The organism is Thermodesulfobacteriota bacterium (genome assembly GCA_040755095.1).
GTDB lineage: Bacteria > Desulfobacterota > Desulfobulbia > Desulfobulbales > JBFMBH01 > JBFMBH01.
This window is the reverse complement of sequence record JBFMBH010000068.1, coordinates 1-21,050: the sequence shown is the minus strand read 5'-3', so window position 1 is coordinate 21,050 and position 21,050 is coordinate 1. Positions and strand designations below refer to the sequence as shown.

At 69.6% G+C, this 21,050-nt stretch carries 18 protein-coding genes; 5 read left to right on the top strand and 13 right to left on the bottom strand.

From position 1 onward, the window contains the following. From AB1634_11240 to AB1634_11230, 3 genes are all read left to right on the top strand, one after another. Window positions 1-236 (top strand): hypothetical protein (locus tag AB1634_11240; protein MEW6220093.1); only part of this gene is annotated, 236 nt, incomplete at its 5' end. 111 nt (window positions 237-347) lie between these two features. Then, window positions 348-1,139: a hypothetical protein gene (locus AB1634_11235; GenBank protein ID MEW6220092.1), complete on the top strand. Its 792-nt coding sequence runs from the start codon at window positions 348-350 to the stop codon at window positions 1,137-1,139. Between the two features lie 385 nt (window positions 1,140-1,524). Beyond that, window positions 1,525-2,763 carry a cytochrome c3 family protein gene (locus AB1634_11230; protein MEW6220091.1) on the top strand — a complete coding sequence of 413 codons (1,239 nt, stop codon included), beginning with the start codon at window positions 1,525-1,527 and terminating at the stop codon, window positions 2,761-2,763. Window positions 2,764-2,861: 98 nt separating this feature from the next. Here AB1634_11230 and AB1634_11225 read toward each other — a convergent pair whose 3' ends face one another. The 4 genes from AB1634_11225 to hcp are packed head-to-tail and all read right to left on the bottom strand — an operon-like array spanning window position 2,862 to window position 6,915. Beyond that, the gene (locus tag AB1634_11225) at window positions 2,862-3,740 is read right to left on the bottom strand and encodes a hypothetical protein (protein MEW6220090.1); all 879 of its coding nucleotides are present in this window, start codon (window positions 3,738-3,740) and stop codon (window positions 2,862-2,864) included. Between the two features lie 5 nt (window positions 3,741-3,745). Next, complete coding sequence (locus AB1634_11220) at window positions 3,746-4,471, bottom strand: 4Fe-4S binding protein (GenBank protein ID MEW6220089.1); 726 nt, start codon at window positions 4,469-4,471, stop codon at window positions 3,746-3,748. Window positions 4,472-4,473: 2 nt separating this feature from the next. Beyond that, window positions 4,474-5,226 carry an HD domain-containing protein gene (locus AB1634_11215; protein ID MEW6220088.1) on the bottom strand — a complete coding sequence of 251 codons (753 nt, stop codon included), beginning with the start codon at window positions 5,224-5,226 and terminating at the stop codon, window positions 4,474-4,476. 60 nt (window positions 5,227-5,286) lie between these two features. Further along, the gene (hcp, locus tag AB1634_11210) at window positions 5,287-6,915 is read right to left on the bottom strand and encodes a hydroxylamine reductase (GenBank protein MEW6220087.1); all 1,629 of its coding nucleotides are present in this window, start codon (window positions 6,913-6,915) and stop codon (window positions 5,287-5,289) included. A 277-nt stretch (window positions 6,916-7,192) separates the two neighbouring features. Here hcp and AB1634_11205 point away from each other — a divergent pair, with 277 nt between their 5' ends. Further along, window positions 7,193-7,822, top strand: a complete 630-nt coding sequence (locus tag AB1634_11205; GenBank protein MEW6220086.1) for a DUF480 domain-containing protein — start codon at window positions 7,193-7,195, stop codon at window positions 7,820-7,822. Between the two features lie 164 nt (window positions 7,823-7,986). After that, window positions 7,987-9,807 carry a LysM peptidoglycan-binding domain-containing protein gene (locus tag AB1634_11200; protein ID MEW6220085.1) on the top strand — a complete coding sequence of 607 codons (1,821 nt, stop codon included), beginning with the start codon at window positions 7,987-7,989 and terminating at the stop codon, window positions 9,805-9,807. A gap of 166 nt (window positions 9,808-9,973) precedes the next feature. Here AB1634_11200 and AB1634_11195 read toward each other — a convergent pair whose 3' ends face one another. From AB1634_11195 to murD, 9 genes are all read right to left on the bottom strand, one after another. Next, entirely contained in the window at window positions 9,974-11,395 is a 1,422-nt protein-coding gene (locus AB1634_11195) for an ATP-binding protein (protein ID MEW6220084.1), read from the bottom strand. Further along, window positions 11,385-13,043: a radical SAM protein gene (locus AB1634_11190; protein ID MEW6220083.1), complete on the bottom strand. Its 1,659-nt coding sequence runs from the start codon at window positions 13,041-13,043 to the stop codon at window positions 11,385-11,387. The genes AB1634_11195 and AB1634_11190 overlap by 11 nt, the downstream gene beginning before the upstream one ends. Window positions 13,044-13,146: 103 nt before the next feature. Continuing rightward, complete coding sequence (gene ftsZ, locus AB1634_11185; GenBank protein ID MEW6220082.1) at window positions 13,147-14,352, bottom strand: cell division protein FtsZ; 1,206 nt, start codon at window positions 14,350-14,352, stop codon at window positions 13,147-13,149. Between the two features lie 89 nt (window positions 14,353-14,441). After that, window positions 14,442-15,680, bottom strand: coding sequence for a cell division protein FtsA (gene ftsA / locus AB1634_11180; GenBank protein MEW6220081.1), 1,239 nt, complete (start codon window positions 15,678-15,680; stop codon window positions 14,442-14,444). A 5-nt stretch (window positions 15,681-15,685) separates the two neighbouring features. Beyond that, entirely contained in the window at window positions 15,686-16,516 is an 831-nt protein-coding gene (locus AB1634_11175) for an FtsQ-type POTRA domain-containing protein (protein ID MEW6220080.1), read from the bottom strand. Then, window positions 16,513-17,490 (bottom strand): UDP-N-acetylmuramate dehydrogenase, encoded by a 978-nt coding sequence (gene murB, locus AB1634_11170; GenBank protein ID MEW6220079.1) that lies wholly within the window; start codon window positions 17,488-17,490, stop codon window positions 16,513-16,515. Before murB ends, AB1634_11175 begins: the two co-directional genes overlap by 4 nt. After that, on the bottom strand, window positions 17,484-18,884 hold the full coding sequence (gene murC / locus AB1634_11165) for a UDP-N-acetylmuramate--L-alanine ligase (GenBank protein ID MEW6220078.1): 1,401 nt from the start codon (window positions 18,882-18,884) through the stop codon (window positions 17,484-17,486). The genes murB and murC overlap by 7 nt, the downstream gene beginning before the upstream one ends. A gap of 13 nt (window positions 18,885-18,897) precedes the next feature. Further along, window positions 18,898-20,130, bottom strand: a complete 1,233-nt coding sequence (gene murG / locus AB1634_11160) for an undecaprenyldiphospho-muramoylpentapeptide beta-N-acetylglucosaminyltransferase (protein ID MEW6220077.1) — start codon at window positions 20,128-20,130, stop codon at window positions 18,898-18,900. Continuing rightward, a partial coding sequence (gene murD / locus AB1634_11155) for a UDP-N-acetylmuramoyl-L-alanine--D-glutamate ligase (protein ID MEW6220076.1) occupies window positions 20,115-21,050 on the bottom strand: 936 nt, incomplete at its 5' end. The genes murD and murG, both read right to left, overlap by 16 nt.

The following is a 21,050-nucleotide window of genomic DNA, read 5'->3' as shown; positions in this document are numbered from 1 at the left end:
GCGGGGGGGGAGGCTGTGCTCGCTTCCAGCCCGGCTTCTTTGAGGGACGACTGCAGCCAGCCCAGGACCAGCCCCTCGATCTCTTCCTGCTCCAGGATCGGCTAAAGGTCCTACTCCGCAGTGACATGATCGACAGGATCCATGCCGAGCTCAAGCCTGGGGTGCAGCGGGGAGAGGCGCTTCTCCGCGGAACTTTGAGTGCTGAGCAGCGCCACAACGAGACCTTCCTCCACTGACATGGCACGATTACGCCCGTCCCGCCACCGCCATGCTGTGACCGCCGTGCTCCTGGGGGCGTTCCTGCTGCCGGCCGCAGCCCCCGCGCCGAAGTGGTGACAGATGGCACCATGGGCCCGGCGGCCGCCCTCGGCGGACCGAGCTTTGCCATCACGGCCGACCTGGGCAGTCTGCGCGGCAGCGACCTCTTTCACAGCTTCACCGCCTTCAATCTCGCCGCCGGCGAGTCGGCGACCTTCAGCGGACCGGCTACGGTCGCCACCATCATCGGTCGCGTCACCGGCGGCGGCATTGTACTTGCCGGGAGCACCCTGGGGGCGCCGGCGGGCCGGATCGAACTCGCCAGTGTGGCCTCCGCTGGGGAGGTGCCCCCTGCGGCCGGAGATCTTTCGGTCGTCACGCTCCGGAAGGGATGCGGGGCGATATCGACGTGCAGGCTGGCCAGATTCTCATCGACGGGGAAGGAAGCCCCCGGACCGGCCTCTTCTCGGAAACGGCCAGCGGCCCTGGCGGTGACGGCCGGGAGCGCCGGGATTCTGCTTCAGGATTTCGGGGTCATTTCCGGCGATTCCCATGGAGAGGGGCGTGCCAGGGACATCCGTATCGAAACAAACGACCTCCGGGTTCTTCGTAGCTTCATAACAGCCGACACCGGCGGGGCCGGTGATGCCGGCAGCATCACGATCGCCGCAGCCGGAACCGTGACCATTGATGCCCAGGGCACCTACGGTCTGAAAACTGCTTCCGCGACGGCTGATGCTGACAGCAGCGGCAGGTCCGGCGAGGTGACCATCGCCCAGTGGCACGCTGCTGGTCCTCAATGGAGGATTCATCCAAAACATCAATCAGAGCAGCGCCGAGCATGGAGACGGAGGATTTGGTCACCAACCCGGGGGCTTTGACGAGACTCATCGCTCCGACTCCCCCCGCCCCCTCAGCCCGGCAGAGATCACCGTCGCCGCCCAGGCACGCCTGGGTGCTTGCACCGGCGCCCAACGCCCGCCCCTTCCGCCCTGCTCTGCACCATCCTTTAGGAGGAATAGCAGCAAAGGACCACCTGTTCGGGAGCGGTCTGGCCTGGCTGTGGCGCTCCATTCCGGCAGCGCGCCGGGCCTGCTTAGACCAGGCTTAGTCGTTAAGCCCCGCTGTTTACAAGTAATTTAGTGCCAGCGCCATATTCCCGTTCCTGGCGGAATCGATTACCTATTCAGCCCAAGATCGGGTGGGATGCCCCAGCCAACAACGGCACGAAAATCGACGTCTGACACAACACGGAGGAAACGGAACATGGTCACAAAGCCCTCAAAAAAGCTCGCAGGTCTCTTGGCGGTCAGTCTGCCCGCGGCCATCCTGGTGGTGACGGCGGCCTCCGATGCCGGGGCCAAGGTGACCGGCATCTGCTCCAACTGCCACACCATGCACAACAGCCAGGATGCCAACCCCATGACCCTGGATGACACCACCACCCCCAACCCCATGCTGACCAGGGGGGGCTGTGTCGGCTGCCATGCCACCGGTGGTGGCCAACGGGTCTACTCGCCGGACACGGTGAGCTACTTTCCCCAGGTCTACCACAATGACGGCGCCGGCGACCTGGCGGCCGGCAACTTCGGCTACATCGACGGCACCAAGACCGGTGAGGGCGCAGCCTCTGCCAACAAGGGCCACAACGTCATCGATCTCTTTGGCGCCAACTCGGATCCCAACCAGGCCGGCCTGCCGGGCGGTATCGTCCAGACCGGCCATGACGGCTACATCGTCAACGACGGCAACCTGACCTGCGCCGGCCAGAACGGCTGCCATGGCCAGCGCTACTTCGACGCCTCCATGGTCAGCGGGCTGCCGGCCCTGAAAGGCGCCCACCACGCCAACGCCGACGGCCAGTGCAACCCGCCGGCGGACTCCACCGCCACCGTGGGCGGCAGCTACCGCTTCCTCTACGGCATCAAGGGCTTCGAGAACGCGGCCGGCAACGTCCTCAACCGCTGGCAGAACATCGATGCCAACACCCACAACGAGTACTACGGCGCGGCCCAGCCCATGACGTTGCGCTGCCTGGGTGGCGGCGTCAGCTGCCACGGCAGCGGCGGTGTGCGACCGGAGAGCCAGACCATCAGCGGCTTTTGCGCCACCTGCCACGGCAACTTCCACACCTTGAAGTCACCCTTGAGCAACGGCTCCGAGGTGGGCAGCGGCAACTCCATGGGCATCGGCCCCGGCATCACCTCCCCCTTCCGGCGCCACCCCACGGACGTGGTCATCAACCGCCTGGGGGCCAGCAGCGAGTACGCCGCCTACACCGCTTACAGCGTCGAGGCGCCGCCGGCCCGCACCTCGCTGCCCGGCGCCATGAGCGCCGTGGTTGCCCCGGAGCAGGACGCGGTGACCTGCCTGTCCTGCCACATGGCCCATGCCAGCCCCTACGAGGACATGCTGCGCTGGGATTACTCCGGCATGATCGCCCACAGTGCCGGTGCCGCGGCCGGCGGCTGCTTCACCTGCCACACCACCAAGGACGACCAGTAGCAGGCCCCCCAGGTCCGCTGGGCCAGGGAAAAGGGCGCCGGGGGGCATCCCCCGGCGCCCTGTTTTTCCTGGGGCCTGCGTCGGCCGCGCCGGCGCCATCAGGGACGCCGGGTGGCGGCCGGCTCGCACGGGCCGCTCATGAGCGGCGCGAAGCGGTTGTAGGCCACGGTCACCGCCAGGGCGAAAAAGGCGGTGGCCGCCCCCAGGGCGGCTCCCACCACCGGCGGCGCGATGAGCGCCAGCCGGATCATCACCGTGGCCACGGCAAAGCCGGAGTTGCGGAAGGCGACGTGGTAGCTGGAGCTGTAGCGGATGGCCAGGAGCACCAGGAGCACGTCGGTGAAGATGAGGAGGGTGTACAGGGACTCGAAGGTCGCCGGCACCTGGCCACCGGTCAAGACCGCCGCCAGGCCCCGGGCCATGATGCCGGCAAAGGCCGCCAGGAGGCCCAGGGCGATGAGCTTCTTGCCGGCGATGAAGCTGGTCTGCTCGCCCCGGTCCTGGGTGATGGGCTTGCGGCACTGCGCCCGGTAAAAGAGGCCCAGTGTGACGAAGATCACCAGGGCGCCCACCGCCGAAGCGCCCATGGCCGGCAGATGCGGCACGGTCTCCGGCCAGCGTACCGGCTCTTCCAGGTGGGCAAGCTCCTTGAAGACGTCCCGCAGGAGGATGAGGGACAGAACCTCGAACTGCTTGCCCACCGAGGTGGAGATGGACCGGGCCAGGGTCAGGATCAGGCCCACCACCTCCAGCACCAGGAGCAGGGTGAAGGCAAACTGGATCGCCGCCAGGTGGCTGTCGGGCACCAGGCGGCCGAGACGAGCCGGCAACAGGCCCCGGCGGCCCAGCTCGATGGCGAGGAGGGCTGCGAGGAAGCCCGACACCAGGGCGGCGCCAGCGAGGCGGTGGCCCCGGTGGCTGGACACCGCCGCCTCCACGGCATCGAAGACCGCCTCCGCCCGACTGAGGACAGCCATCGAGCTCAAGCGCCCTGCTGCCGGCGGACGCTGCCATCCACGCCGATCACCACCTCGCGGGCTGGCAGCACGCTGCCGGCCCGGGACAGGGCCCGGCGCACCGCGGCGGTCATGCCCGAGCAGCAGGGCACCTCCATGATCACCGTGGTGACGCTTTTGAGGGGCACGGTGCGGAAGATCTCCACAAACCGCTCCTCATAGCTGGCCAGATCGTCCAGCTTGGGGCAGCCCAGAAGGATGCGGCGGCCGGCCAGGAACTCCTGATGGAAGGCGCCGCAGGCCACGGGCACGCAGTCGGCGGTGATGAGCAGATCGCTGCCGGCCAAAAAGGGCGCCTTGGGCGGCACCAGCCGGATCTGCACCGGCCACTGGCCCAGGGTCGAGGCGCTGCCGGCCGTTGCTGGGCCTGGCGACGGCTGGGGGGTGAAGGCGCGCAGCTGGCTGCCCGGACAGGCACAGGCCAAAGGCGGCGCCTCCAGGGCCTTCCTGGCCGCCAGATGGCTGTGCACCGCCGCCTCGTCGAAGTCCTCCGCCAGCCGCTCAATGATGCGCAACGCGCCGGTGGGGCACTCCCCCAGGCAGGCGCCAAGGCCGTCGCAGAACCGCTCCGCCACCAGATGCGCCTTGCCGTCCCGGATCTCGATGGCGCCCTCGGCGCAGGAAGGCACACACTGGCCGCAGCCGTTGCACAGCTCCTCGTTGATCTCGATGATCTTCCTTGCTACCTGCATGATCATGCCTCCACGGTCCGGCCGCCCGCTTCCGAGTCGGTCAGGATCCGGCGTCCCAGCTCGCGGCCAGGGCCGGTGAGAAAGATGCGCTCCAGGTCCGGCAGCCGGAAGCCTGCTCCCAGCTCGGCCTTCTTCTCCTCCAGATTGACGATGAGATCAGCGTCGTAGACGGCCTGGAAGTTCCTGGTCTCCTCGGGCCGGGGGTGGTGGTGGTGGCCGACGATGTCGCAGACCTCATCCACCAGACCAGGAGCAGCACCCAGACCCTCCAGGATCCGGCGGGCGATGGGCGGCCCTTCCAGATGCTGGTAGCGGGCCGCGGTGCTGCCGTGGCGCCGCTCGGCCTCGTGGATGCCGATATCGTGCAGATAGCCGGCGATGGCCACCACGGCCGGGTTGGCGCCGATGGCCCGGCCGATCTCCTCGGCATGGCGGGTCACCCGGGTGGCATGGCCGATGCGGCGGAAATCGGTGCCAAAATAGCGCTTCATCTCCACCGCCACCCGGTCGCGGATCGCCTCCTGGCGCTTGGCGACCAGGCTGGGTGGCAGCTCCCCCAGACACTGGGTGGCGTAGGGGCAGTATTCCGCACAGCCGAAGTCCATCCGCGGGTTGAGGACCCGGTGGCCGCAGCCGCGGCAGGTGTGGGTGGCCTCGTCCTTGAAGAGCTCCACCAGGCCACCGCACTGGTCGCAGGCCGCCTCGAAGATCGCCTCGCCGGTCCAGTACCGGCTGTCCTGTCCTGGGCACTGCATGGCTGTTTTCTCCTGGATGGCGGGGCGGGGAGCAGAAAGACCCCGCCCCGCGCGCATGGTCTAGCCGAGGATGGCCGCCAAGTCCGCCTCCGGGGTGGAGATCGGCTTTACGGCAAAGGTGTCCACCAGAACCTTGAGCACCCCTGGGGAGACGAAGGCCGGCAGGCTGGGGCCCAGCCGGATGTTCTTGATCCCCAGGTGGAAGAGGGTGAGCAGGATGGCCACCGCCTTTTGCTCGTACCACGACAGGACCAGGGACAAGGGCAGGTCGTTGACCCCGCAGCCGAAGGCCCCGGCCAGGGCAGAGGCGATCTGGATGGCCGAGTAGGCGTCGTTGCACTGGCCGACATCCAGAAGCCGCGGGATGCCGCCGATCTCCCCGAGCTTCTTGTCGAAGAAACGGAACTTGCCGCAGGCCAGGGTCAGCACCACGCAGTCCGCCGGCACCTTCTCCACAAACTCGGTGTAGTAGTTGCGACCAGGCTTGGCGCCATCGCAGCCAGCCACCAGGAAGAAGTGGCGGATGGCCCGGTCCTTCACCGCCTGGATCACCTGGCCGGCCACCCCCAGCACCGTCTGGCGGGCAAAGCCGACGTTCACCGTGCCCCGGTCCTCGTCCGCAGGAAAGCCCGGGCTGGCCAGACTGCGAGCGATGGCTGGCCCGAAATCGCGGCCGGTGATATGGGCTACCCCGGGCCAGCCCACCAGGCCAGCGGTGAAGATCCGATCCTGGTAGCTCTCCCGGGGCCGCTGCATGCAGTTGGTGGTCATGACAATGGCGCCGGGGAAGGCATCGAACTCCTTGGCCTGGTTCTGCCAGGCGGTGCCGTAGTGGCCGTAGAAATGGGGATGCTTCTTCAGACCGGGATAGCCGTGGGTGGGCAGCATCTCGCCGTGGGTGTAGACGTGGATGCCCTTGCCGGCGGTCTGCTCCAGGATCGCCTCCAGATCGGCCAAGTCGTGGCCCGACACCAGGAGGGCGTGGCCGGCCTTGTGGCCCAGGGGCACGGCAGTGGGCTGCGGATGGCCGTAGGTGCCGGTGTTGCCGGCGTCCAGGAGCTCCATGGCCCTGAGGTTCACGGCACCGCAGGTCAAGGCCCGGTTGATCCAGTCGCTGGCCGCCAGATCGGTGCGGCCCAGATCCGCCATGGTCTCCTCAAGAAACGCGAAGACCGCGTCATCCTCCTGGCCCAGGATCTGGGCGTGGTCGGCGTAAGCGGCCACCCCCTTCATGCCAAAAAGGGTGATGTGCTTGAGGGAGGTGAGATCCGCGGCCTCGCCCCGGCCGGGCAGGCCCACCGCCTCGCCCTGGGCCACCAGCTCCGCCAGGCTGGCCCCCGGGGTGAAGGAAGCCGCCGGGCCGGCCAGATCGGCCTGGCCACCCGCGGCGCGGATCCTGGACCGCAGCTCCTCCCGCAGGGCGACGGCCTGGCGGATGAGCGGCAGGAAGCGCTCCGGGTCGAAGTCGACGTTGGTGAGGGTGGAAAAGAGCGCCTTGACGAAGAAGCTGTTCGCCGGCCGGTCCACGATGCCCAGGCGTCTGGCCTCGGCGGCACAGGCACCCAGGCCCTGGAGGGCGTGGACCAGGAGGTCCTGCAGGGCCGCCACCTCGCTGGTCTTGCCGCACACCCCCATGGTCATGTCGCAGGCCTTACCCTTGGCTGTCTGTTCACACTGGTAGCAAAACATCGTCTTTCTCCTCCGCTTGTCGTTCTGGATGAGGCCGGTGGGCCGGATGGGCTTGCTGCCCGTTTCGTAAGCCCAGGCTACCCGATGGCAGCGCCTGCCACCTTGACCCAAGTCAAAGGGGCTTCTTTTCCGGAAGCGAGGTGCAAGACACGGGCCGCAGGCCGACCTGCCGGCGGGCGGCCGGTTGCGCTTGCATACCGGGCGGCCTGGCTGCACAATAGCCCTCGGCAGACCTGACCGGCAACCGTTCCCCTATCTTACGAGAAGGAGCCGCACCATGCCTACTGATCTCGACCCTGCTGAGCTGCGGGTTCTGGGCTGTCTTCTGGAAAAGGAGCTGGCTACTCCGGACTATTATCCCTTGTCCCTGGCCGCGCTTCTGGCGGCATGCAACCAGAAGACCAGCCGGGAGCCGGTGGTGAGCTATGACGAGGCCACGGTGCAGGAAGCTGTGAGCCGCCTCAAGGACCGGCAGCTGGTCTGGCAGAGTGACGCCGGCCGGGTGAGCCGCTTTGGCGAGAACCTGGGGGGTAAGGGCCAGCTCGTCAACCGGGAGAAGGCGGTGCTGGCGGTGCTCCTTCTGCGGGGGCCCCAGACCGTGGGCGAGATCCGCCAGCGCACCGACCGGCTCCATACCTTCGCCAGCAGCGAGGAGGTGGAGGAGGTCTTGAGTGGGCTGGTGGAGGGGGGGATGGTGGCACGGCTCGCCCGGCAGCCTGGTCAAAAGGAGGCCCGCTGCCGCCATCTCCTGGGCGGCCAGGAGAGCGAGCCCGCGGCAGGGCCGGCGATGGGCAGTACCCCGCCCGGCCTGTCGCTGTCCGGCCTGTCGGCAGAAGTGGCGGCGCTCCGGGAGGAGGTCGCCAGCCTGCGCCAGGAGATCGAGGATTTCCGGCAGCTGTTGCGGTAGGCGTGCGGCCTGCGGCCGCGGCCATCTCCCGCCCCAGGGGCACCTCCGGCCCGGGCGGCCTTTTTTTGTTTGCCTTTTCGGCCGCACTCCGGTAAAAGGTCCCTTGCGGATTATGGCCCTGGTGCTCCGGGCCCCTTGCCAACCCCCCCGGGAGGCCTCTGCCCATGACCCGACCCCCCTTTCTGGACCCCTGCCCCCGACTGATCCTCTTTCTTTTGGCCCTGCTGCTGGTCAGCGGCTGCGGCCCGACTGCCCAGCAAGGCCTCCAGCGAGGGATCGAGCCTGCCGACCTCGCCAGCCAGGACATCACCGATCCCGCCGACGCCACCGATCCCAGCACCGCCTGCGTCAATCAGGACGGGGAGCCTTTTCTCTGGCCCGCCGAGGACTGGGCCGCGGCCGAGGAAGAGCCCTACACCCCGGTGGAGCCTGAGGCCACGGTCGGCCCGGAGCTGGCGGCCCTGGAGGCCCTGGGCTCCTGGGACGTGGGGGAAGCGCCTCTGCCCGGGCCGACCGCCTCCTACGACTTTCCGGTCGTCGTCAACCAGCAGGTGCTCTTCTACCTGGACCTGTTCCAGAACGGCCAGCGCAAGACCTTCGGCCGCTGGCTGGCCCGAGCCGGCCGCTACCTGCCCATGATCCGGGCCGAGCTGGCCGCCGCCGGCCTGCCCCAGGACCTGGCCTACCTGGCCATGATCGAGAGCGGCTACGTACCCACCGCCCTGTCGCCAGCCGGGGCCGTCGGCATGTGGCAGTTCATGGCCGGCACCGCCACCACCCACGGCCTGACCGTGAACAGCCACCTGGACGAGCGGCGGCATCCCGAAAAGGCGACCCGGGCGGCCCTGGCCTTCCTGCGGGAGCTCCATGAGGCATACGATTCCTGGTACCTGGCGGTGGCCGCGTACAATGCCGGGCCGGGCACCATGGACCGGGCCCTCAAGGCGTGCGGGACCACCGACTTCTGGGCCCTGGCCGAGACGCCCTATCTGAAGCCAGAGACCAAGCTCTATGTCCCCAAGCTCATCGCTGCCATCATCATTGCCCGCAACCCGGAGGCCTTCGGGTTTGCGGATGTGGTGCCTGAAGCGGCCCTGGCCTTCGAGACCATCAGTGTGCCCCGGCTCACCGGCCTGAAGGCGGTGGCGGCGGCCGGCGGCCTGGAAGACCGTCTGCTGGCCGAGCTCAACCCGGAGCTGCGCCGGGCCGTCACCCCGCCGAATCAGCCCTCCTACCAGCTGCGGGTGCCGGCCGGCAGCGGCGAGACGATCCTGGCCAGCCTGGACCGGGTGCGGACCACGGTCACCACCGCCTACAAAACCCACGTGGTCGGGAAGGACGAGGACCTGGCCGATGTCTGCAGCCGCTACGGCATCACCCGCACCGCCCTGCTCAAGGCCAACCGGATCCGCTCCGAGCGGCTGCGGCCGGGGATGAGCCTGCGCATCCCCTATCCCCAGTACGGCTTCGAGCTGGCGTCCGCCGAAACGGCTCGCCGGCCCGCCAGCCGGCCGGCCGGCGAGCCGGTCGTCCACCGGGTGCAGTCCGGGGACAACTTCTCCAACCTGGCCAAGCGCTACGGGGTGCGCCTCGAGGACCTCTTGGCCTGGAACCGGCAAGTCAATCCCTCCCGCCTGCAGATCGGCCAGGAGCTGACCGTACGCCTGCAGGCGGAGGAAGAGCCGGCGCCAGCCAAGAAGGCCACCGCCAAGGCAGCGCCGGCGGTCCGTACCGCCAGCGAGGGACGCAAGGTCAAGGGCCGTTCCCTGCAGGCCGAGCGCAAGAAGGGCAAGCCGATGCAGCTGGCCAAGGCCGAGGCCCGGGTGACCTATCACCGGGTGCAGGGTGGCGACACCTTGTCCAGCATCGCCCGCCGTTACGGGGTGAGCCCGGAGGCCATCAAGGCCTGGAACCACCTCACCGACGATCGCCTGCAGCCCGGTCGCCAGCTTCTCCTGCGGCTGGACACCGACCTGGACGCCTGAGCCACCCTTCTTGAATTGCCGCGTCGCCAAGCCGGCCAGCCTGAAGAAGGCTGGCCGGCTTGGCCTTTTTGGGGGGGCATGGGGCGTACGGTCCATAGGACCTGCAGGTCGTAGAGGACCTATAGACCTGTGCGACCTCTGGGATACCCGGCGGTGGGCCGCACGGCTACGGCAGCACCAGGCGCATGACGGTGCCGGCCCCGGGAACGCTGTCCACCTCCACCCGGCCACCATGGGCGTCCAGGATGTTGCGGACGATGGCCAGGCCCAGGCCGGTGCCTTTGTTCTTGTCGGTGTAGAAGGGCTGAAAGATCTGCTCCAGCTTGTCCGGGGCGATGCCGACCCCGGTATCCGCTACCGTCACCACCACCCCCTGGTCCCGGCTGCGGCTGGTGCGGACCGTGAGGGTGCCACCCTCAGGCATGGACTGGATGGCGTTGACCAGGATGTTCAGCACCGCCCGGTAGAGGAGCTGCTCGTCGGCACCCACCTGGGAGGCTGCGGGATCAAGGTCGGTCTCCACGCCGATCCCCTGGCGTTGGCACTCCGGGGCCACCAGACGCAGGGCCTTCTCCAGGAGGCTGTTCACTGCGCAGGGGCCGATCTTCGGCGTCTGCGGCCGGGCAAAATCCAGAAACTCCCGGACGATGCCGTCGAGACGGCTGGTCTCGTCGATGATGATGCCGGCCAGGTGGTTGTTCTCCGGTGCCACCGCTGCCAGACGCTTGCCCAGGATCTCGGCGGTGCTGCGGACGATGCCCAGGGGGTTCTTGATCTCGTGGGAGACCGCTGCCACCATCTTGCCCAGTGCGGCCAGCCGCTCGGCGTCATGGAGCTTCTCTTCCAGACGGCGCTGCACCCGGGCCCGCTCCTCGATGATCCGGTCGGCCCGGGCGACAATCAGCCGCAGCACGCCGAAGAGAACCGCCATGAACACCAGGGAGGCGCCAATCACCCGGCCCTGGAAGCTGCTGATCGCCTCCAGATCCTCGGACAAGTCCTGCTCGATCTGGATGACTCCCATGACCGGGCCGGTGTTCTCCCCCAGCTCTTTTTCCTGCCGGAACGGGATGTAGGTCAGGAGCCGGCCGCGGATGGGGGCTTGCCCGGGCAGCCGGCTGGAGACGTCCCCTTCCATCACCAGCTCCGAGCTGGTGTGGCCGGCCAGGGCCTGCCGGTAGTGCTCGCCCCCCAGATCCCGCATGCCGACCAGCTCCGGCAGGGTGCTGTAGGAGACGATGTTCTCCTGGGCGTCGAAGATGGACACCGCCTCGATCTTGAGGCCGTGGGTGATGCTGCGGACAATGGCATCCAGCCGCTCGAACTGCACCGGCTGGCTCAGCGCGATGCGGCCGTAGCGGAGCACCGTGGGCAGCACGAACTGCTGGAAGACCTGGTGGCTCAGGTTCTCGGCAAAGAGGTGGGCGTACGCCTCGCTCCGCTCCATGAGCATGTCCCGGGCCCGGTTGGAGATCACCCAGGACAGGAGCAGGGTGCAGGCGAGGATCACCACCAGGCTGGTGTAGGAGAAGAACTTCACCAGCTGGAAGGGCTGGATGTCCCCGGCCGGACCGCGCTCAGCCTTCACGGCACACCCCACAGGCCCGGCAGCGGGCGGGCTGGCAGGGCGGGGTCGCCTGGCCGGCCCGGGCCCGCTGCCGCTCGGCCCACAGATACTGGCGGCTCACCCCCTGGCGTACCACCTCCCAGGGGAAGGCCTCATCTTCGCCCCGCTCCCTAAGGGCCGCGGCGGCCGGTGACAGTCCTGCCTCCTGGCAGGCCCGGCGCCAGCCGCCGGGCCGGTCCATGCCCAGGGCGATCGCCTCCCCCAGCCGCCGGTCGGCCCGGGCCAGCACCCCTTGCAGAAGGCAGGAGGCCGGCGTTTCGGCATCCAGGCGCAGGTTGCCCAGGCCGGCCAGATGCTGCCGCAGCCAGGCCAGCCGCTGGCGGAGCACCGGCGGCGGCGCCATGGCCTCCCATTGGAAAGGCGTCCAGGCCTTGGGCACGAAGGGGTTGACGGACAGGACCAGGGTGGTCATCCGGCCCCGGCGCCGGCCCACGGCCAAAAGCCGTTCCCGCAGCTGCCGCACCAGATCCAGCCACTCCCTCAGGTCTTCCTCGGTCTCGGTGGGCAGCCCGATCATGAGATAGAGCTTCAGGGAACGAACACCCCGGTCGGCCAGGGCTTCGGCAGCGGCCAGGATGTCGGCGGCGGCCAGCCCCTTGTTGATCACCCGCCGCAGCCGCTCCGAGGCGGCGTCCGGGGCAATGGCCACGGTCTTGGCCTGGCCGGCCGCCACCAGATCCAGGAGGGCCGGCGACAAGGCGTCGGCACGCAGAGAAGAGAAGGACAGCCGGCAGCCGGTCCCTGCCAGCGCACCGGCCAGCGTTGCCAGCTCGGCGGCCGGGATCATCTCCATGCCCAGAAGGCCCAGACGGACGATTTCCGGCGGCCGGGCGGCCAGGGCCGCGGCGATGGCCGGACTCGGCCAGGGCCGCGGCGGCCGGTAAACGAAGCCGGCGGCACAGAAGCGGCAGCCCCGGCTGCAGCCCCGGCCCAGCTCCACGGCATACATGTTGGCAAAGGCCGCCTCCGGGCTGAACAGCCGGGAATGGCCGGCGGTTGCCGGCGCTGGGCTGGTCTGCCGCTGCACCTGGGCCGGCAGACCGGCCGTCACCTCGAAGCCCAGGAAGGTACCGTCCGAATCGGTGCGGGGCTGATAGAACCGGGGCGCGTAGCAGCCGGGCAGCTCCTGGGCCAGGCGGAAGACGAGGGCCTCCCGGCCGGCATTGCCGGCGGCCAGGAGCTGGGCGAAGAAGGACGGCAGCAGGGCCTCCGCTTCCCCCAGGAGCATGAGGTCCACGAAGGGCGCCAGGGGCTCGGGGTTGATGAAGGTGGCGACACCGCCGGCCACCACCAGGGGCCAGGCCCGGTCCTGGCGCTCCCGGGCCAGAGGCGGCAGCCCGGCCGCCGCCAGGAGGCGCACCAGGTTCGGAAGATCCTGCTCGAAGGAGATGGATACCAGGACAACGGCAAACTCGGCCAGCTCGCGGCCGGATTCCACGGAGCGGGGCCGCTGGCCGGCAGCCGGCAGGAAGACCCGCTCGCAGGCCACCTCTGGCAGCTCGTTGGCCAGGGCATAGACCAGCTGAAAGCCAAGACTGGACATGCCCAGGGTGTACTGGTTGGGATAGACCAGTGCCACTGGCAGCCGGCCGGTCCAGCGCTTGCGCACCGCCCCGCTCTCGGCGGGCGGGCCGGTGGGGGCAGGGGCGCGGCGTCGGGCGGCCATGGCAGGGGAAGGGCGGCAGGCGCGGCCGGCCGCCGGCAAGCGCCGATCAGTTCTCGTTGCGGCGCAGGAAGGCCGGGATCTCCAGCTCCTCTTCCGAGAAGTCGCCCAGCCGCCAGCTGCGCCGCCGCGGTGGCACCGCGGTGGCGGGCTGGACCGGCGCCGGTGCAGGCGGCAGCCCCGGGGCCGCCGGGGCCACCGGTCCGGCCAGCGGCCGACTGGCCGCCCGCATCCCCTCCGGGGCCACCACGGGCTGGATCCGGGCCACCACTTCCGGCCGCTTCGGCACCTCCACCGGCACGCCGATGCCGGTGGCGATCACCGTCACCCGCATCTCGTCCCCCAGCTCGTCGTCGTAAACCACGCCGAAGATGATGTTGGCCTCCTCGTGGGCCTCCTCCTGGATGCGGGTGGAGGCCTGATCCACCTCGGTCATGGTCAGGGTGTTGCGGCTGCAGCAGATGTTGATGATCACGCCCCGGGCGCCGGAGATGTTGATGTCCTCCAGAAGCGGGCTGTTGATGGCCATGGTGGACGCCTCCATCGCCCGGTTCTCCCCCACCGCCACGCCCGTGCCCATGAGGGCCAGCCCCATCTGGTTCATCACCGCCCGCACGTCCGCGAAGTCGAGGTTGATGTAGCCAGGCTTGTTGATGAGGTCGGCGATGCCTTTGACCGCATGCAGGAGCACGGTGTCGGCCCGGTGCAGCATCTCGGCAAAGGGGGTGTTCTTCTGGGTCAGCCCCAGGAGCCGGTCGTTGGGGATGGTGATGATGGTATCCACATGCTCCTTCAGGGCCGCCCAGCCAGCCAGGGCCTGATTCATGCGGTTCTTGCCTTCGAAGCGGAAGGGCTTGGTGACCACGGCCACGGTCAGGGCCCCCAGCTCCTTGGCGATGCGGGCGACCACCGGCGCACCACCGGTGCCGGTGCCGCCGCCCAGGCCGGCGGTGACAAAAACCATGTCCGCGCCATCCAGGGCGCGGCGGATGTCCTCGGCGCTCTCCTCGGCCGCCTCCTGGCCCTTCCGGGGGTTGGCGCCCGCCCCCAGGCCCCGGGTGACGGACGGCCCCAGCTGGAGCTTGATGTCGGCCTTGGAATGCTCCAAAGCCTGGAGATCGGTGTTGGCGGCGATGAACTCCACCCCGCTCAGACGGCCGTCCACCATGGTGTTGACAGCATTGCCGCCGGCGCCGCCGATGCCGATCACCTTGATCTTGGCCAGAGATTCGCTTTCCGCCAGCATGAAGACCATGTCTTCTCTCCTCGGAAATACCGTGAGGCTTCTTTCCTCTGCCGGACCGCACCCGCTGGCCCGGCCTGACCCGTGCCCAGGAGGTCTGGTCACGAGGACATGAGCGAGCCGAACCAGCGCTTCATCCTTCCGGCCACCCGGCCGAAGATCTTCTCGTCCCGGATCCGGAACTTGCGGCCGCCTTCATGGCGGGTGCCATAGAGCACCAGCCCCACGGCCGTGGCGTAGGCCGGGCTGTCAACGATCCCCTTGAGGCCACCGATCTCCCGGGGCGTGCCCACCCGCACCGGCAGGTCGAAGATCTGCTCGGCGATCTCGACGATGTGCCGGGTCTGGGAGGTGCCGCCGGTGAGCACCACACCGGAGGTCACGAGGCCCTTGCAGTTGGCCTTCACCATCTCCTGGTCGACGATGGTGATGATCTCCTCCACCCGGGGCTCCAGGATGTCCCCCAGGACCTTCTGGGACAGCACCCGGGGCTTGCGGTTGCCCACCGAGGGCACCTCCACCGAGCGGTCCTTCTCCACCAGGGAGGCCAGGGCCGAGCCGAAGTTGATCTTGAGCCGCTCTGCCTCGTTGATGGGGGTACGCAGCCCTACCGCCAGGTCATTGGTCAGGTTGTTGCCCCCCAGACCGAGGACAAAGGTGTGCTTGATGGCGTCACCGTGGAAGATGGCCAGATCCGAGGTGCCGCCGCCGATGTCCAGGAGGGCGACCCCGAACTCCATCTCCTCCGGCGTCAGCACCGCCGCCGCTGAGGCCAGGGACTCGAGCACGATGTCGCTGACGTCGAGGCCGGCCTGGTTGCAGCATTTGATGAGGTTGTGGGCCGCGGTGACGGCACCGGTCACGATGTGCACCCGGGCCTCCAGCCGGACCCCCGTCATGCCCAGGGGGTTCTGGATGCCGCCCTGGCCGTCCAGGACAAACTCCTGGGGCAGGATGTGGATGACCTCCCGATCCAGGGGGATGGACAGGGCCTGGGCCTGCTCCACCACCCGATCGATGTCCGCCTGGCGGATCACCCGATCCTTGACCGCGATCATGCCATCGGAATTGAGTCCCTTGACGTGGGAGCCGGCGATGCCCACATAGACCGAGGAGATCTCGCAGCCGGCCATGAGCTCCGCCTCCTCCACCGCCTTGCGGATGGAGGCCACGGTGCTTTCGATGTTGACCACCACCCCCTTGCGGAGCCCCACCGAGGGGTGCAGGCCGACGCCGATAATGTCCACGCCGGTGGTCTTGGCCTCACCGACCACGGCACAGATCTTGGTCGTGCCAACATCCAGGCCGACGATCAGCTCGCCCCGCTCCCGCTGTCCCATGACCATCAGCTCCGCCCGCTCAGGGTCTTGCCCACGATCACCCGCTCCTCGGACTGATCGAGCCGGATGTAGGCCACCTCTGGCATCTCGTTCTTCTTGTACAGTCCGTACAGCACCCGCGCAAGCTTGTCGTACTGCTCCTTGACCCGCCCGGCGGCCAGGATGATGGGGAAGGGTCGGTCCACCAGGTAGAGCCGCAGGCCACCGCCGGCCTCGACATGGATCTCGGACAGATTCTGCTTCGGTACGCCGGTACTGTCCCGCTCGGTCTGGCGCAGAACGAGAAGGGCATCGGCCAGGGCAGGCAGAGAGGCGAGATCCTGGCGCGATGCCTCTTCCAGGCCGGTGACGACCGGCAGATCCAGGTCAGCGGGGGGAGAGGCCGGTGCAAAGGCCTCCACCTCCCGGTCCAGATAGTACAACCCTTGGGCCAGATTGACCAGGGCAACGGGCTCCCGCTCGGTCACCGCGATCGCCAGGCGGTTCGGCCAGTGACGCCGGATCTGCACGGCGCGGATCCAGGGGTGGCGGGCGATGGCGGCCTTGAGACGCCGCGGCTTCACGGTGAAGAGATTGGAATGGACATTGAGGCCGGCCAGTCCCAGCACCTCCCCCTTGGTGGCGTGCCGGAGGCCGTCGATCTCCACCGCGGTGATCTGGAAAAAGTCCGAGCGGCCGAGAAAGCCGACGCCGGCCAGACCTGCCAGCACCAGGGCCAGCACCAGGGCGACCAGTCCCGCGCCCAGGAGGGTCAGGCGGCCGAGGCCGGAATCCGCGTGCCGGGACGGCAGGGGCCGCGGCCGCCGTCCGCTCCAGCTTTGGCTGCTGTGCCTCATCGATCTTCCTCCTTGTCCGTGGCCCAGCCCAGGATCCGCACCTCCGGCTCCAGCCAGACCCCGCTTGCTTTGAGGACAGTGGCCTGGATGAAGGTCATGAGGTCCAGGAAGTCCTGGGCCTGGGCGTGGCCGGTGTTGACCAGAAAATTGGCGTGCCGGGGTGAAACCTGGGCCCCGCCCTGGCATCGCCCCTTGAGACCCGCTGCCTCGATGAGGCGGCCTGCCGCCTGGCCGGGCGGATTCTTGAAGAAGGAGCCCGCCGAGGGCAGATCCTGGGGCTGCCGCTCCTGCCGCTGCCGCCGCACCTGGCCAAGCCGGGCGGCGATGGCCGCCGGCTCGTCCGGCCGCAGGCGGATGAGGGCGCCGCCCACCACGGCACCGGCCGGCAGCCTGGTCCGGCGGTAGGCGAAGGCCAGCCGGCCGGCGGCCAGCCGGCCCACCGCGCCGCCGCCGGCGTCGGCCAGAAGGACCTCAGCCAGGACCTCGCTCATCTCCTTGCCCCAGGCGCCAGCGTTCATGGCCACGGCGCCGCCGACGCTGCCGGGAATACCCGCCGCCCATTCCAGGCCGGCCAGGCCCTGGCTCGCGGTCCAGGCGACCAGCCGGGCCAGGCTGCAGCCCGCCCCCACCTGCACCAGGGCCTGGCCGCCGCCGGCACCCACCAGGTGAATCCCCCCCAGGCGCCGGCCCAGCACCAGGGACAGGCCGGCCAGCCCCTGATCCGCCACCAGCACGTTGGTGCCCCGGCCCAGGATCTGCCAGGGTACGGCATGGCGCCGGCACCAGGCCAGGGCCGCGGCCAGGGCGCCCAAGGAGGCCGGGAAGAGCAGGGCCTCGGCCGGCCCGCCCACCCGCAGGCTGGTCAACCGGGCCAGGGGAAAGCCCATGAGCAGGCGGCCGAAGCCCTGGGCCACCAGATCCTGGCGCCTGGCCGCATCGAGAACAGTGGCAACGGTAGCGCGGGCCATCAGCATGGCGTGCCGCCACCGTCCCGGGTCGCCAGGAGCGCCAGCAGCTCCTCGCCGCAACGCCAGATGCTGCCGGCGCCCAGGGTCAGCACCAGATCCCCTGCCGCCAGCTGGGGCAGAACAGCGGCGGCCAGGCCGCCAAGATCCGGTTGCACCGCGACGCTCCGGTGGCCGTGCTCGTGGATCGCCTGGGCGAGGCCAGCAGCGGTCACTCCCGGGATCGGCGCCTCGGAGGCCGGGTAGATCTCGGTCAGCACCAGCTGATCCGCCTCGTGGAAGGCGTTGGCGAACTCGTTGAACAGGGCGGCGGTGCGGGTGTAGCGGTGCGGCTGAAAGAGGACCACCAGCCGGCGGCCGGGCCAGGCCAGACGGACGGCCGCCAGGGTGGCCTTGATCTCGGTGGGGTGGTGACCGTAGTCGTCCACCACCAGCACCCCGGCCGTTTCGCCCTTGACCTGCAGCCGCCGCTGCACACCGGCAAAGGTGGCCAGGGCCGCCGCGATCGTGGTGAAGGGGATCTCCAGCTCCCGGCCGATGGCGATGGCTGCCAGGGCATTGAGCACGTTGTGGCGGCCGGGCAGGGCCAGCGCCACCTGCCCCAGACGCTCCTCCCGGTGCCAGACCTCAAAGGTCGAGCCGTAGCCGGCGGCAACGATGCCTGCGGCATGGAGCTCGGCCTGGGCGCTGGTGCCGTAGGTGATCACCCGCTTTTCCGCCCGGGGCAGGAGATCCGCGGTGTTGGCGTCATCGAGGCACAGGACCGCAGCGCCGTAGAAGGGGATGCCGTTCACGAACTGGATGAAGGCCTCCTTGATCGCCTCCAGGTTGGGGTAGTGGTCCAGGTGCTCCCGGTCGACATTGGTGACCGCCACCACCATAGGCACCAGCTTCAGGAAGGAGCCGTCGCTTTCGTCCGCCTCGGCCACCAGGTAGTCCCCCTGGCCGAGAACCGCGTTGGTGCCCAGGCTGTTGAGCTTGCCGCCGATGATGACCGTGGGATCGAGTCCCGCCTCGGCCAGGATCCAGGCCACCAGGGAGGTGGTGGTGGTCTTGCCATGGCTGCCGGCAATGGCGATGCCGCAGCGTTTCAGGCGCATGAGCTCGGCCAGCATCTCCGCCCGGCGGATCACCGGGATGTGGACGGCCCGGGCGGCCTGCACCTCCGGATTGTCCGGCCGCACCGCCGAGCTCACCACCACGACATCGGCCCCGGCCACCGCCTCGCCGTGGTGGCCCTGGCTGATCACCGCGCCCAGGCCGGCCAGCCGGCGGGTGATCTCGGTCTGCCGCAGATCGGAGCCGGATACCCGGTAGCCCAGGTTGAGGAGCACCTCGGCGATGCCGCTCATACCGATGCCGCCAATGCCCACGAAATGGATCTGCTGGATGCGTCGATGCACAGATAGCCTCTGGCTACGAGCGGGGGGCTCGGTTGCGGTCTTTGCCCAGTCTTTCTGCCGCGGTCGGCTTGATCCCATGATTCCCCTGATTCCCATAACTCTCATGATTCTCAGGGGAATGATGAGAGCTCCGGGAATGATGGGATGCCCGCCGAGTCGTCATCCGCTGGGCAGCCAGCTCCTGGCAGGCATCGAGAATGGTGTCTGCCGCCTCCGGTCTGGCCAGGGACCCGGTGGCCCGGCCCATGGCCGCCAGGCGGGCCGGCTCCCGCAGCAGGGCCAGGAGGGCCTCGGCCAGCCGCTCCGGGGTCAGCTCCGCCTGAGGCAGCACCAGCCCGCCGCCGGCGCCGGCCACCAGCCGGGCGTTCCTGGTCTGGTGGTCGTCGGCGGCGTAAGGGTATGGAATGAACAGCGCCGGCAGCCCGAACAACGTGATCTCGGCAAGGGTGGTGGCGCCGGCCCGGCAGATCAGCAGATCCGCCTGCCGGTACACCTCGGCCATGTCGGTGAAGAAGGCCTCCACCCGGGCGCTCACCCCGAGATCAGCGTAGGCGGCCCGCACCCGGGACAGGTCCGCCTGGCCCGTGCCGTGGATGAGGCGAAAGCCCGGCGGCAGCTCCTGGCGACCGAGGCGCAAGGCCGCCACCACCAGCTCGTTGACCCGGGTCGCCCCCTGGCTGCCGCCCAGGACCAGGAGGGTGGCCCCCGGGGCCTTTTCCCGCGGCTGGCCGGCAGCGGCGATCAGGGCCGGCCGCACCGGATTGCCGGTCAGGAGGGTGCGGCCAGCGGCGAACTGGCGCTCGCTGCCCGGCAGGGAGACGAAGATCCGGTCCACCAGGCGGCCCAGCCAGCGGTTGGTCAGGCCCGGCACCGCGTTCTGCTCGTGGATGGCGGTGGGGATGCCGGCCAGCCGGGCCGCCACCAGCACCGGCCCGGTGACATAGCCGCCCACCCCCACGGCCACCTCCGGACCGAAGGCCCGCATGACCCGCCAGGCCGCGAGGACCGCCGCCGGCAGGCCGGCGACCGCTGCCAGCAGCGACCTGAGCGCCATGCCCTTCAGGGGCCGGCAGGCCAGGGCCTGGTGGGGCAGACCGGCCCGGGCCAGCGCCTCGGCGTCCAGGGGCCGCTCCGTGCACAGGAAGAGAACCTCGGCCGCCGGCTGCCGCTGCGCGAGGCGCTCCGCCAGGGCAATGCCGCAGAAGAGGTGGCCGCCGGTGCCGCCGCCGGTCAAAAGGACCCGCATGGCTCTCCCTCTGCGCGGGCGACAAGGCCGGCCACCGCCTGGCGAAACACCTCGCCCCGGTGGCTGTAGCTGGAAAACATGTCGAAGCTGGCGCAGGCCGGGGACAGGAGCACCGCGTCCCCCGGCCGGGCCAGGGCAGCGGCCTGCTCCACCGCCGCCGGCAGATCGGTCGCCATGGCCACCGGCACCAGATGCTCCCAGGCGGCCCGCATCTCGAAGCGGGCCTCGCCCACAAGCACCAGGGCCTTGACCCGGCGGCGGATCAGCTCGTCCAGGAGATGGTAGTCGCCGCCCTTGCCCCGGCCGCCGGCGATGAGGACCACCGGCTCGGCCAACGTGGCCAGGGCGGCCTGCACCGCGCCGATGTTGGTGGCCTTGGAATCGTCGTAGTAGCGGACCCCGGCAACCTCGGCCACCAGGCCCAGCCGGTGGCCCAGGGGGACAAAGGCCGCCAGGCCCTGGCAAACCGCCGCCGGCGGGCAGCCCAGGGCTCGGGCCGCCAGGATGGCGGCGGCGGCATTGGCCGGGTTGGGCCCCGTGGCCAGGGGTGTGCCGGCCAGATCGTAGACCTCCTCGCGGCCGGTGACGGCCGGGGTCAGGACGATGCGGCGGCCATCGATGCGGGCGCCGGGCCAGCCGCCCAGATCATGGCCGAAGAGCCAGGGCGCGGCGGGCCACCAGGCCGCGCGGGCCCGGGTCTCGGGATCGCCGGCACTGAGGATGGCGCGGCAGTGCGGCCGGCTGCTGGCAAAGATCCGGAACTTGGACGCCGCGTAATCCGCATAGCTCGGGTAGCGGTCCAGGTGGTCCGGGGTGATGTTGGTGAGGATGGCCACATCCGCCGGCAGGGAAACGGTGGTGGGGGGCTGGGTGCTCGACACCCCGCAGCCAAAGAACGGGGGCGGTGGCGGGGCCACCAC